The sequence below is a fragment of the Pseudarthrobacter sp. NamE5 genome, from assembly GCF_005796225.1.
GTDB lineage: Bacteria > Actinomycetota > Actinomycetes > Actinomycetales > Micrococcaceae > Arthrobacter.
Window position 1 is genome coordinate 15,666 of sequence record NZ_VAHO01000013.1, and the last position, 12,701, is coordinate 28,366.

12 protein-coding genes and 1 pseudogene are annotated in these 12,701 nt (G+C 65.5%); 11 read left to right on the forward strand and 2 right to left on the reverse strand.

Annotated features, from left to right (window positions below; translation table 11 throughout):
• Positions 1–81: 81 nt before the first annotated feature.
• Together FDW84_RS14685 and FDW84_RS19355 are read right to left on the reverse strand one after the other, a co-directional pair.
• A pseudogene (locus tag FDW84_RS14685) lies at positions 82–562 on the reverse strand (SRPBCC family protein).
• A 163-nt stretch (positions 563–725) separates the two neighbouring features.
• Positions 726–905, reverse strand: a complete 180-nt coding sequence (locus FDW84_RS19355) for a hypothetical protein (protein ID WP_171046791.1) — start codon at positions 903–905, stop codon at positions 726–728.
• A gap of 97 nt (positions 906–1,002) precedes the next feature.
• Here FDW84_RS19355 and FDW84_RS19360 point away from each other — a divergent pair, with 97 nt between their 5' ends.
• From FDW84_RS19360 to FDW84_RS19365, 11 genes are all read left to right on the forward strand, one after another.
• Positions 1,003–1,278, forward strand: coding sequence for a cyclophilin-like fold protein (locus FDW84_RS19360; protein WP_256371732.1), 276 nt, complete (start codon positions 1,003–1,005; stop codon positions 1,276–1,278).
• 81 nt (positions 1,279–1,359) lie between these two features.
• A complete protein-coding gene (locus FDW84_RS14695; protein ID WP_138610259.1) occupies positions 1,360–2,598 on the forward strand; it encodes an NYN domain-containing protein in 1,239 nt (412 codons plus the stop codon).
• A gap of 143 nt (positions 2,599–2,741) precedes the next feature.
• Positions 2,742–4,583 (forward strand): S8 family serine peptidase, encoded by a 1,842-nt coding sequence (locus FDW84_RS14700; RefSeq protein WP_138610260.1) that lies wholly within the window; start codon positions 2,742–2,744, stop codon positions 4,581–4,583.
• Between the two features lie 104 nt (positions 4,584–4,687).
• On the forward strand, positions 4,688–5,260 hold the full coding sequence (locus FDW84_RS14705) for a hypothetical protein (protein ID WP_138610261.1): 573 nt from the start codon (positions 4,688–4,690) through the stop codon (positions 5,258–5,260).
• Positions 5,257–8,130, forward strand: a complete 2,874-nt coding sequence (locus tag FDW84_RS14710) for an ATP-binding cassette domain-containing protein (RefSeq protein WP_138610262.1) — start codon at positions 5,257–5,259, stop codon at positions 8,128–8,130. The genes FDW84_RS14705 and FDW84_RS14710 overlap by 4 nt, the downstream gene beginning before the upstream one ends.
• 913 nt (positions 8,131–9,043) lie before the next feature.
• Positions 9,044–9,853, forward strand: coding sequence for a hypothetical protein (locus FDW84_RS14720; RefSeq protein WP_371419174.1), 810 nt, complete (start codon positions 9,044–9,046; stop codon positions 9,851–9,853).
• Positions 9,850–10,281, forward strand: coding sequence for a phage holin family protein (locus FDW84_RS14725; RefSeq protein WP_138610263.1), 432 nt, complete (start codon positions 9,850–9,852; stop codon positions 10,279–10,281). Before FDW84_RS14720 ends, FDW84_RS14725 begins: the two co-directional genes overlap by 4 nt.
• The gene (locus FDW84_RS14730) at positions 10,278–10,973 is read left to right on the forward strand and encodes a DUF3618 domain-containing protein (RefSeq protein WP_138610264.1); all 696 of its coding nucleotides are present in this window, start codon (positions 10,278–10,280) and stop codon (positions 10,971–10,973) included. The genes FDW84_RS14725 and FDW84_RS14730 overlap by 4 nt, the downstream gene beginning before the upstream one ends.
• A complete protein-coding gene (locus FDW84_RS14735; RefSeq protein WP_138610265.1) occupies positions 10,970–11,629 on the forward strand; it encodes a MarR family winged helix-turn-helix transcriptional regulator in 660 nt (219 codons plus the stop codon). The genes FDW84_RS14730 and FDW84_RS14735 overlap by 4 nt, the downstream gene beginning before the upstream one ends.
• Positions 11,626–12,084 (forward strand): DUF4383 domain-containing protein, encoded by a 459-nt coding sequence (locus FDW84_RS14740; protein ID WP_138610266.1) that lies wholly within the window; start codon positions 11,626–11,628, stop codon positions 12,082–12,084. Before FDW84_RS14735 ends, FDW84_RS14740 begins: the two co-directional genes overlap by 4 nt.
• Positions 12,085–12,542: 458 nt before the next feature.
• Complete coding sequence (locus FDW84_RS19365) at positions 12,543–12,701, forward strand: hypothetical protein (RefSeq protein WP_171046792.1); 159 nt, start codon at positions 12,543–12,545, stop codon at positions 12,699–12,701.

The window sequence follows — 12,701 nt, forward strand, 5'->3', positions numbered from 1 at the left end:
GACGACGACGGCGGGAGCCGCCCGCCGTCGTCCGCTTTCTGTTTGCTGGGGCTGGCTTTGCAGCTGATCCCGCCAGCACTGCTATAACTGCCCGGTGGGGCCGGTGTCCTTGACTACGCCTCGCCAGCCGCCGGTTTCGCTGCCACGCGATTCAATGAAGTCCTTGAACTTGCGCATGTCGGCCTTGACCTGCATCTCGTCAATCTTCAGGGCCGCGCCTGCCTTTTCAGTGGCTGTTTCCGGCGCCCATTCGAAGTGGACCTTGACCTTTGTGTGATCGGCATCCAACGGAGTGAATCTAATGATGCCGGCGTGGGACTTGCCGTCGGTGCTGCGCCATGCGCCAGGCGATCCGGTCGTCAGGCTCCTGGTCAACTATCTCGGTGTCGAACTCCCGCCTAACGCCGCCCACCTTGGTGACCCAGTGGTTGGTGGTATCGGTCAGCTGGGTTACCGATTCGACACCGGACATGAACTGCGGAAAGGATTCAAACTGGGTCCACTGGTTGTATGCGGTCCGCACCGGGACAGCCACATTCACGGTCTCTTCAACGTGTTCCATCTGCTTCCTCCTTCTGACGGACGGCTGCAACGGCAGACCGGCAGCACGGCATCCTGCCAGTCAGGCAGCCGCCACATCTGCACGATAAATCCGGCGGCCACCTGCGTCCAGACCTTCGGAGGTACGGCGAACGACGACGGGTGAGCACCCGCCGTCGTCCGCTTTAGCTTGGTGCAGGAGCGGCGAAAGCCGGCCCGGCCCCGGTCAGGCCTGCTGCGCTCGATAGCCCAATGGCCGCAGCGCCGGCTCCGGTCAGCCTGATGATGTTCCGGCGGGATACGCCGGCCTTGATTCCCTTGGCGACGTTGGGGTTTACGTTGCAGTCCGTGCTCATCGTAGTCATCCTCGTGATTGTCGGTTACGCATTCTGATGGACTTCGCAACCGCTAACCGCCCAGAGGGGCCTTGGCATAACCAGTTCAGCAGGAACTGGCGGGCTGATCGATCAGCTTCCCCTGACGCTGACGTTCAAGGACCACGGCGGCCAGGAGAAGATCGCCGACCTGCCGGCTCCGCTCTCCCTCGAGGGCATGCCGGCCGGCAGTGACGCAGAACCGCTGACCATTGGCTACTACGCTCCCAATCAGGCATTGGTGCTTTACTACGAATACGTCGGACATTACAACGGCATTGTCCCCATCGGCACGTTCGAGGACCTCGCGGCAATACGCGACCAGCCTGACGGTTTCACTGCAGCGCTGGACTCTGCGCCATAAGGGACGACGGCGGGCGGGCACCCGCCGTCGTCCGCTTGCGTGTCGCACGTTTGCACCCAAGGTAGCTGGCACACTGGCCCAATGACAGAAGCTCTCCTGCCTTTCCGCAGGCCCGGCGTACGCGCCGCGATGTTTGTCGATTTCGACAATGTCTTCACCGGCCTGCAGGCATTGGATCCGTTGGCGGCTAAGCGGTTTGCCGAGGATCCCAAGCATTGGGCAGATGCATTGTCGGCCGGCGGAACAGGAGAGAGCACCCGCCGCTTCCTGATTCGCAACTGCTACCTGAATCCGACCGTGTACTCGAAGTACCGCACCTACTGGACCCGCGCCGGATTCCGCGTCATCGACTGCCCGTCCTTGACGCAGCAGGGCAAGAGCAGCACGGACATCAACCTGGTGCTGGATGCCATGGACGCACTTTCCGGAAGCGGGGGCATCGAGGAATTCTTCATCGCTTCTGCTGATGCCGACTTCACCTCCCTCATCCAGCGGTTCCGCGCCGCTGACAGGATGACCACCGTCATAGCTGCCGGTGCTGTGGCTTTCGCCTACCGGGAGATGGCGGACCACGTGGTGGAATCCCACGACTTCGTAGCGATCCTCAATGGCACCACGGGTGAACCGATACATGCGGTCACTTCTTCGAAACAGCCGCAGGTCACGGCTGCGGCCAAGGGAAAGTCAAAGGCGGCTCCGCCTGCTGTGCGGGAGGTTCTGGAATTCATCCGCGCAGCACCCGGGCCAGTGGTCGGCGCCATGGTGGCCCACCGCGCGCTGACGGCAGACCCATCCCTCAAGACTGATTGGGGCGGGTTCGGAAAGTTTGGGACATGGATTTGCAACATCGGCAAAGACGTCGAGTACTCAGCAGCACGGGGCGGCTGGGTTTGGGATGCAAAGCGGTTCTCCAGCGAAGACCTCCCGGTGCCTGCCGACCTCCAGCCCGGGGTGGAAGAGCGGGTAACCCGGGTTACGGACGTGCCGGCGCTGTCCGCAGCCCAATTCCGGCAGATCTTCCAAGCCATGGCAGAGCGGCTCCGGGAGGATCCGCCGCTCAACCGCACCGAGCTGTCCCGGCACGTCAGGGATGATTGCGTCAATGCGGGCCAGCCGGTGTCGCGAAGTGCAGTCAGCTTTGTCCTGCAGAGTCTCGCCTACGTCAACTTCCAGCTCAGCGACCGGGCGACCTCGGCAGAACTGGCAGCAGCGTGGACCGCGAACGTGGAAGAACTGTGCCGGGTGGCGCTGCTGGAATTCGATGCTGCAGAGAAACTCGCAGTGCGGCGCTGGGCAAGCGGGAGACTGCTGGACAGCTGACCCCCGAATCTCTCATTCAAGTTTTGGCGCAAGATTAGGGCAGGTTAAGCCGCAGACGCGGCCGCACTGAATATGCTGATTCAGCTACCCGGCCCGCGCGTAGCGTTTCACCCACGGTCCGTTCAACGAAGGAACCCGAAATCTTGTCACCTCTTGTTCGCCGCCCTGGATTGCTCATGCTGCTGACCGTCCTGTCGGTCACCTGCGCCGGCGTGACTGCCGGAAACGCCGCGCCGGATCCCTCGCAGGCTGCCGTCGGCGAGGGGCCTCAGGGCGCAAAAGCCCGCTACATCGTGAAGTATGCCGATGGGACCGATCCAGCAGTCGGGGAAAGGGCGCTGCACGCCCGGAAACTCCCCGTTGGGCGGACCTTCTCCGCAGCGCTTCGTGGAGCTGTGGTGACGGCGACTCCCGCCCAGGCCGAGGAACTCAGGACGGCGGGCGAGGTGGCAGCGGTGGAAATTGATGCACCGGTTACGGTGGCCAACACCGGCCAGACGTCTCTTTGGGGACTGGACCGCATTGACCAGCGCAAATTGCCGCTATCGGGCTCCTATACGCCGGGGGCTTCTGGCGCCGGGGTGAGTGCCTACGTCCTGGACACCGGAGTGCTGGCAACCCATACCGAGTTCGCCGGACGCGTGGCGACTGGATGGACGGTCTTTGCAGACGGCAAAGGCACCGCCGACTGCAGCGGCCACGGCACCCACGTGGCCGGCACCCTTGGCGGCAAGACCTACGGCGTGGCCAAGGAGGCCACCCTCATTCCCGTACGCGTGCTGGACTGCGCAGGTTTCGGCTACATCTCGGATTTGGTCGCGGGCCTGGATTGGGTGGCCCGGCACCACACTGCGGGAACTCCCGCCGTAGCCAACCTGAGCGTGCGCACTCCATTCAGTGCCATGCTCGACTCCGCCGTCAAGGGCGTTATTGCCGACGGTGTCACCGCTGTCGTGGCTGCCGGCAACGCCGCTGACGATGCCTGCAACAGTTCCCCGTCCAGGCTTCCGGAAGCAATCACAGTCGCCGCCAGCGACAGCTCGGACCGGCAAGCCTCCTTCTCCAGCTTCGGCCCCTGCGTTGACTTGTATGCCCCAGGTGTTGGCATCAAATCGACAGGGCACACCTCTGTCACGGCCACGGCCACCATGGGCGGTACATCGATGGCCACACCCCACGTGGCCGGGGCAGCGGCGGTGCTGCTCTCCCAAAACCCTGCGATGACCCCATCGGCGGTGGCCTTCAAAATCACCGCCGATGCCACCACGCAAACTATCAGCGGCGTGGGAGCGGGCACGCCCAACCGGTTGCTCTATCTGCAAACCCCCGCCGCAGCAGCAGAATATACCGAGGCAATTTCCGCGGCGGCTGCTGCGTCTCCAGGGATAGGGTCGCCCACGGGACCGGTCATTTGCGGCCTGGCCGGCGGAGGCTGCTACCAGAACTACGAGGGCGGCGTGGTTCACTGGTCCCCGGCCACGGGTGCGCGGATCACCAAAGGAGCCATCAGAGCAGTCTGGGCCGCGCAGAACTGGGAAAACGGCAGCCTCGGCTACCCCACCACGAACGAAATCGGCGGCCTCAAGAACGGGGGCGTCTACCAAAACTTCCAAGGCGGCGTCATTCACTGGTCTCCGGCCAGCGGCGCCCACATCACCAAGGGAGCCATCAGAACAGCTTGGGCAGCATTGAACTGGGAAAACGGCTTCCTCGGCTACCCCACCAGCAACGAAATCACCGGGCTTAGAAACGGCGGCGTCTACCAGAACTTCCAAAGCGGCGTGATCTACTGGTCCCCCGGCTCCGGCGCGTACAGCAACGCCGGCGCCATCCGCCAGGCCTACGCCTTCCAGGGTTGGGAGAACGGGCGCCTCGGATACCCGGTCTCCAACGAAATTCCCTCCGGGTCCGGCGTGGTGCAGTACTACCAAGGCGGACATATAACCTGGTCCGCCTTGGCTGGGGCAGCCATCACCTACAAGTAAGGCGTGGCTGGTGGAACAGGAGCCGGTGCTGGGTGATCGGAGACGTGACGTCACATAACGCGACGGCATCCGGATCCGGATAGTCAACGCCCTACCCTTGACAGGTGACATTCACTAAGATTCGCACCGCCGCCGCGAGCTCCCTCGCCGCCGCAGGTCTACTGTTTTCGCTCGCCGCCTGTTCCGCGCCGGCCACCCAGCCAGCTGCCTCCGACCCCGCTTCGACGGCTCCGGCGCCAGCCACCGCAACCGCTTCAACCAGTGCCGCCGATGCCCCGTGCGAGGGCGTGAAGCTCATCGTTGATACGGGCGCCCTGAAGCAGTCCGCAGCTGACAAGAACGTCTGCGTGCCGGTGGACGGCCCGACTCCCGCCACCAAGGTGCTCGAAGAGGCCAACGTGAAGACCGAGGGCACGGCCCAGTACCCGACAGATATCGTGTGCCGGGTGAACGGTGTGCCCGCCGCTGACCTCGACATCACCCACCAGGGCGGCGCCTACCGCGAAGAATGCAAGGGCATGCCCGCCGCCTTCGCCTACTGGTCCCTCTGGCTCAAGAAGGATGCCGGCGCCTGGGAATACGCCCAGGAAGGCGTCTCCACCCTGCAGGTCAGCCCGGGCCAGAGCCTGGAACTGCTCTTCACGGTCGACGGCGAACCGGCCGCACCCGCGGCATGACGTTCCGACCCGCGCCGTTGCGCGCCGGCGCTGCACTCGCCGTCGTGTTCATCGCGGCGCGGGTCGTCTACCGCGTCCTCTTCAACGGCGCGGGCATGGGCGGGCCGCTCCTGCTCGACCTGCCGGCGGTGCGGCTGCCTGCCCCGTACGCCCACGTGGTCTTCCTCGGCCCGGTCACGGGACAAGGTGTGTGGGAAGCGGTCCTCTCCGCCCTGCCGATTGCCGGGATGATCCTCGGCTTCGGCCTGCTCAACGCCCTGGTGGACGTGGCCCGCGGCTTCGTGCACCTCGCCCGCCGCGGCCCCCTGCAGGGACTCGCCCGGGCGCTGGTGGTGGCGTGGGCGGCGCTTCCGGCGCTTTCCGACGCCGTTGCCTCCGTGCGCCTTGCGTTCCGGTTGCGGGGGGAACGCTTTGGGCCCCGCGCCCTGGTGCCCGTGCTCGAGCGCACTCTTGAACATGCGGCCCGGGTTGCCGCGGCCCTGGAGCTGCGCGGTTTCGGAAGCCGGGCCTCGCACCAGCCAGCTCAAACCACTGAAGCGCAGGTGCTTCTCCGGGACGCGCAGTTCCGCATTGGCGATGCGCAGGTGAACGTCCCGGACTTCGAGCCGTCGAGCGGGTCAATAACAGTCATCACCGGACCGACGGGCTCCGGAAAATCCACCATCCTGCGGGGCATCGCCGGCTTGCTCTCGCACATGGATGGCGGCCAACTCTCCGGCACCGTCCGCGTTGCCGGGATGGACCGGGCAGCCACGCCGCCGCGCGACACGGCCCGGCTCGTCGGCGTCGTCCTGCAAAATCCCCGCGCCGCCTTTGCCACCACCCGAGTCCGGGACGAAATCGCCCTCGCCCTTGAGCTGCGGGGCATGGTATCCGCTGCCGCCAAGGCCCGGGTGCTGGACGTGGCGGAGCATATTGGAGTCTCGGCGCTGCTGGACCGGAATCTCAACACCCTCTCGGCGGGTGAAGCTACGCTCGTCGCCATCGCCACCGCCGTCGTGGATCACCCCGCTTTGCTGCTGGTGGACGAGCCCCTGGCCGACCTGGACATCACAGCCCGCGGACGGGTCATCTCCGTGCTTCATGCCCTCGCCCGCGACGCCGGCGTCTGCGTCATCGTGGCCGAGCACCGGGCGGAAGCGCTCGCTCCGGTTGCCGACTCCTGGTGGACCATCGACAACGGCGACCTGGTCCCAGGTGCCGCACCGTCCCCCTCTGCCCCCGCTGCTGCACACCCAACGGACGTTCCCGAGACCGGGCACGAGCCGGTGCTGACGGCGGAAAACCTCGCCGTGCACCGCAAGGGCAAGCCGCTGGTGCGCGAGGCGTCCCTGACCCTGCACCGCGGTGAAGTGGTGGCCTTGGTGGGGCCGAACGGCGCTGGGAAATCGTCCCTCCTGGTGGCGCTCGCCCTGGGTGAAGGCCTCGGCGAAGGGGCAGGGGCTTTGAAGATGTGCGACGGCGGAGCGTCCGACGGCGGCTGGGTCGCCCTAGTGCCGGACGCCTCAGACGACCTGTTCACCAGGGATACCGTCGCGGGAGAGCTCCGCGCGGCTGAACGGCGTCTTTCACGCCGAAAGAACGGTCCACAGCTTGAGCCCGGCTTTGCCGCATCGCGCCTCGCCCGTCTGCGCGGAAACGTCGCGATTCCCCTTGGACATGGGCATCCCCGCGACCTCTCTGCCGGAGAGCGCAGGATCCTCGCCATCGCGCTGCAGACCATGGACAACCCCCAGGTGCTCCTGATCGATGAGCCGACCCGGGGCCTCGATCCGGCGGCACGCACGGCCGTGTCAGCAGCACTGGGTGCCGCGGCGGACGCAGGCGCGGCTGTCCTCATCGCCACCCACGACCTCAATTTTGCCCACGCCCTCGGCGCCCGGATCCTCCCGATGCGTGACGGCGTCGTGCCCTCATCCGGAACAGAAGCCGCCCGGGCTGATGCCGCCACTGCACATCCAGCAACGGCCCCACGGATTCCGGCACCAAAGTTCGTCGATGAACCAACGGACATTCATAGCGCGAAGAAGCCGCACCGCATCCGGCTGCCCCGCGGCGTTGAACTCGCCGTCCTCGCAGCCGCAAACCTTCTGGCTCTCGGCGCCTTCTGCTGGCCGCTCCTCGCAGCAGCCCTCCCGCAGGACGCTGCCGCGGCCCTGCCCTTCGCGGCGCTGGCTACCGCACCCGTCGCCGCCGTCGCCGTCGCCGTGTCCTTGGACGGCTCGGTGCGTTCCGCGCACATGGTGGCGCTGCTCGGCGTCCTGGCAGCGGTAGGTTCGGCAGTGCGGGTGGCGAGCACCGGCGTCGGAGGCGTGGAGGCGGTCTTTATCCTGCTGATCCTGGCCGGGCGGGCGTTCGGTGCCCGGTTCGGCCTGCTGCTCGGCGCCGCTACCATCGCCGTCTCCAGCGTTCTGTGGGGCGGCATTGGTCCGTGGACCCCGTTCCAGATCTTCGCCTGCGCGTGGGTCGGCGCAGGGGCCGGCCTGCTCCCCCGCCGGGTGCGCGGGAAGGCAGAACTGTGGATGCTGTGCGGTTACGGCACCGTGGCGTCCTACCTGTTCGGCCTGCTGCTCAACCTGTGGTTCTGGCCCTTTGCGGTGGGTGCCGGCACCGGCATTTCGTACGAGCCCGGCGCGCCGCTGGGCACCAACCTGAGCAGCTTCCTGCTGTACTCGCTGCTGACGTCGACGGCGGGCTGGGACACCCTGAGGGCCGTCACAACCATTACCGGAATCGCCGTGGCGGGGCGCCCAATTCTGGCTGCCCTCCGGCGGGTGAAGCCGGTGTCCAGCCTGGCCGGAAGCACGCGCGGACACGCCCCGCAGGCTCAATCAACACAGGCGAGGGACCGGCTTCGGCTCAGGGTCTAAGCACTCCGCTGGGAACCCAGAAGGCTGCGGCAGCCCCCGCTATTGACAGTAAGCCGCACCCCGCGCTATACCTCAATCAAGTCCAGCAGCAGGCCCCGCATCAGCTTAGCCGGAGGCCGCTGTGACAGCCCCTTCTTCCTCCAACTCCACGCATAGTTCTGCCCGCGAGGAGCACAGGCCGGGCCTCCCCCATGCTCCTCCCAACTCCAGGGCTCGGCCTGGGCTAAAGCCCGCACCGTCGATGGCCCACACTTACGTGGCCAACGACCTGCACCTAAACCGCGCCGCTGCACGCCCTCGCAGAGTGAGTCTCCGACGAGCACGAGGCAGCGGCACCACCCACCACCACGGATAACCCTTGGGAGTAACCGTTGAATGCCGAAACGATCTTAGGATTCAGCATGGGATACCTTGCCGTCCTTGTCGGCATCTTCCTCATCTACCTGCCGTACCTAATACTCTTTGTGCTGCTACTGATAACGGCCGGGATCCTGTATCTGTTGCTGTTGCCCTTCGCCCTCTTGATCCGGAAACTGCGGCGAACAAGGCCGCGGCCAAGCCAGGACAGCTCATGGATCCTCACCCCGCCGGACAGGCAGCCCACTGACCAAATCCTGCTGCCCAGGCGGCACAACGCGGCACCTCAGTGACGAGGGCCGCCTGGAGCTGCAGGGGCATGTCCTCAACAGTGACGACCGTGGGCCCCCCAAACGTGGGCACCGGCCCCACGGCGGCGGCCCTCCCTGCTCGCTGAAAAGCGACCCTTTTCCCAGTGCGCGCTCTTCGTCACGAAATGACTAATGGAGCAACACTCGGAAACAATATAGGAAGGGTACTTACTAAAAATTAGTAATCATGCTTATTATTGCATCAGTGCTGGTCACCCAGCTATTGACAGCGAAGGAAAGAGAGCATGATGACGGAAAATCAGTGGACGAACGTCACCGGGTCCTCGTCCCAGGATCCGGAAGCAACCACCATTATCGAAACGACCCCGTCCGTCACGCCGGACTCCGGGGCCGGATCCAAGAAGGACGCGGCGAAGGAAGAGGCTTCCAACGTGGCAGGGCATGCCGCGACCGCCGCGCAGGATGTAGCGCAGACTGCGAAGGAAGAGGCCGCAAACGTCGCGGCCGAGGCGAAGTCCAGCGCGAAGGACCTGTTGTCGCAGGCGAAGTCGGGTCTGTCCAGTCAGGCTGGCACGCAGCAGCAGAAGGCTGCCGAGGGCATTCGGACCATTTCCAGCCAGCTGCAGACGATGGCCGAGGCTCCTGAGCAGCAGGGTATGGCCAGTGACCTTATCCGGCAGGCAGCCCAGCGCAGCGAATCCGTGGCTTCCTGGATCGAGAACAAGGAACCGGGTGACCTCCTGAACGAGGTGCAGCGGTTCGCCCGCAACCGTCCCGGCACGTTCCTGCTGCTCGCTGCCGGCGCCGGTCTTCTGGCCGGACGGCTCACGCGAAGCCTCACTGCCGGCGCCCCGGATTCGGCAAGTGGCGGCGGATCCGCCCAGTCTCAGGGGCAGGTTCCTGCCCCGCCGGCAGCTTCGCTGCCGCAGGAATCGGTGTACGCAACGGGCAGCGGCACGGACCTGTATGAGGAGCCGGTTGTCATCGGCGCAGCGCCTGCTTCCACCACAACGCTGCCGTCAGGCACCGCGGAAGACACGCCGCTGCGGTTTGAAGATGACCTGTACAAGCCCGGGGAAGGACGGCACCTGTGAGCAGTCAGATACCCGAACCCGCGCCCAGCGAGGCGCATGTGAAGGCGGACAACACCTCCCTCGGCGACCTGCTCGGCGAGGTAACCCGCGACCTGTCCACGCTGATGCGCCAGGAAGTCGAGCTGGCAAAGGCCGAAGCTAAGCAGTCAGCCACGAAGGCCGGCAAGGGTGGCGGCATGCTCGCCGGCGCCGGCGTAGCAGGGCACTTCGTCCTGGTCTTCCTGTCGCTGGCGCTGATGTTCGCCCTGGGCGCCCTGATGCCTTTGGGCTGGGCAGCGGTGATCGTCGCCGTGATCTGGGGCATCATCGCCGCAGTCCTGGCCTCGATGGGGCGCAAAGAACTCAAGCAGATGAAGGGCCTGCCGCAGACAGGCGAAACACTTTCTGAAATTCCCCCGACTCTGAAACCAGGTGAGGTAAACCGATGAGCGATAACCCGGATGCAATCCGTCAGGAAATTGAAGAGACCCGCGCGCGCCTGGGCACGAACGTTGACGCGGTCGCCGACAAGGTCACCCCGTCCAACATCGTCCACCGCCAGACCGACAAGGTGAAGGGCAGCGTCAAGGACGCCGTCACCGGGGTGAAGGAGAAAGTCATGGGAGTAGCGGATTCGGCCACGTCCACCGTCCAGGACAAGGTCTCCACCGTTCAGGACAAGGTCTCCTCCGGCACCAGCAGCACCGGGCAGGCCGCGCACAGTGCCGGCGAGTCCTTGCACGGGGCCAAGGACACCGTCGCCGCCAAGCTCTCCGGGGCCGGCACCGCGATCTCCCACACCCCGGCCCAGGTCAAGGCCCAGGCCCAGGGCAACCCGCTGGCGGCGGGACTGATCGCCTTCGGCGCCGGGATGCTTATCTCGTCGCTGATCCCCGCCAGCACCAAGGAACGCGAAGCGGCCCAGCAGCTCAAGACAGCAGCCGAGCCGCTGGCCGGCAAGGTCAGCGAGGCCGCCAAGGACGTGGTCGCGGACCTGAAGGAACCGGCCCAGGAAGCGGTTGAAAGCGTCAAGACCACCGCCGCTGACGCCGTCCAGAACGTCAAAGCCGAAGGCCAGGGCGCGGCGACCGATGTCAAAGACCGCGCCGTCGACGCCAAGGACAACGTCCAGAACACGTGAGCGGCCAGGACAAGGCCCCGGAGCCGTCCCGCAACCCGGCGGGACGGCCAAGGGACCTGGACCAGCAACCCCTCCCCGGCGGACCCCGGCACATGAAAGCCGTCCCCGGCCCCAGGCCGGGACCGCAGCAGTGGGCCACGCACCGGTTGGTCAGCATCGCGGCCCGTCTTTACGAACGCCGGCTCAACCGCAGGCTTGCCCGGCTCAAACTGACCACCTCAGCGCTGGACGCGCTGGAGGCCGTAGCGGAACTTGAACCCGCTACAGCCACCGACGTGGCAGCGATGCTCTGCGTGAGCAGGCAAAGCCTGGGCAAAGTCCTCAGGCGGCTCCAGTCGCTGGGGTACCTGAGCAAGGAACGGGGCAGGGACGGCCGCAGCGCCTACCTTGACCTCACCTCGGAAGGACGTGCCGCCCTTTCCGCGGCCGAAAGCCTGATCAGTGAAGAAAGCAGCGGGGAGACGGGCACGGACTTCGCGGACGAGGCAGTCTTCCGCCAGCAACTGGAACAACACATCCGGCATTTGCGGAATACAGAATCAGGCACTGTCACACGGCACAGGACGAGGGAGCGGCAGGCACGAACCGTTTTATCTTCCCGCCACGGGCAAGAACATCACTCGATATATAACAACGAATCAGGAGCATCCCTATGACTACAACAAACCGCACCACCGGCCCCAAGACAAACCTCCAAAAAGCGGCCCAGGCAGTAGGCGCAGTCTTCCTTCTCGTCGGCGTCCTCGGTTTCATCCCCGGCATTACCAGCAACTACGAAGCGCTCTCGTTCGCCGGCCACGGCTCCGAGGCGCTCCTGCTGGGCATCTTCCAGGTCTCGATCCTGCACAACATCGTCCACCTGCTCTTTGGGGTCGCCGGGATCCTGATGTCCCGCAACAACACCCAGTCCCGCAGCTACCTGCTCTACGGCGGCGTCATCTACCTTGTCCTGTGGCTTTACGGGCTCCTCGTTGGCCAGGACAGCGCCGCCAACTTCGTCCCGGTCAACACCGCTGACAACTGGCTGCACTTCGTCCTGGGCGTCGGCATGATCGCCCTGGCCATCCTGCTGTCGCGCAACAGCAGCACCGCCGGCACGACCAGCCGCTAACCAAACCAGCGGTAGGCCGGGACCCCAGAATCGGACCAGGCAGGTCCGACAGATCAGCACCCCCGACTGATCGCCCCGTGGTTCGGGCTAAACACCACCGAAAAGCTCCGGACATGTCGAAGAACGCCGATGGCCCGCCCTGGATTCCCCAAGGGTGGGCCATCCGGCTTTCTGCCGCGCAAGTGGCGGAAGGCCTTCCTGCCCTTGACGGTCAGACTCAGAACGAATGCCCGTCGCCCATTTCGTGCGCGGGTTGTAATCCGGGCGCACTAAACTAGCAGCGTAGACAGCGTCTCAAGCAATGGGGCCAAGCAACACGGCGAACTGCTGTTCGCTCCTGCCTCCACCACCTGGAGAGCCTGGTGGCTGCGCATTGCCTCTACGGGCTTGCATGGAACAGGCCAACTAAATTCACTCACCGATGCCCCCCAAAGGCAGGACCAAAGGCGCACCCGAACATGACGAACCACAGCCATAACCTCACCCCCACAAATCCTCCAGCCGTCAGCCAGGGCGAGGGCGCATTGGAGGACCTTGACCTCACCCCCGCCGGTCTTGCCGACGCCCCGGCCCACCAGCAGGACCCTCAGAGCCTCGTCCACACCGGAAACAGCTAA

Excerpts from the sequence above, each read along its gene's own strand:
- FDW84_RS19355 (WP_171046791.1), bottom strand. The coding sequence starts at position 905 with ATGACTACGATGAGCACGGACTGCAACGTAAACCCCAACGTCGCCAAG.
- FDW84_RS14695 (WP_138610259.1), top strand. The coding sequence starts at position 1,360 with ATGACAGAAGCTCTCCTGCCTTTCCGCAGGCCCGGCGTACGCGCCGCG.
- FDW84_RS14710 (WP_138610262.1), top strand. The coding sequence starts at position 5,257 with ATGACGTTCCGACCCGCGCCGTTGCGCGCCGGCGCTGCACTCGCCGTC.
- FDW84_RS14720 (WP_371419174.1), top strand. The coding sequence starts at position 9,044 with ATGATGACGGAAAATCAGTGGACGAACGTCACCGGGTCCTCGTCCCAG.
- FDW84_RS14730 (WP_138610264.1), top strand. The coding sequence starts at position 10,278 with ATGAGCGATAACCCGGATGCAATCCGTCAGGAAATTGAAGAGACCCGC.
- FDW84_RS14740 (WP_138610266.1), top strand. The coding sequence starts at position 11,626 with ATGACTACAACAAACCGCACCACCGGCCCCAAGACAAACCTCCAAAAA.
- FDW84_RS19365 (WP_171046792.1), top strand. The coding sequence starts at position 12,543 with ATGACGAACCACAGCCATAACCTCACCCCCACAAATCCTCCAGCCGTC.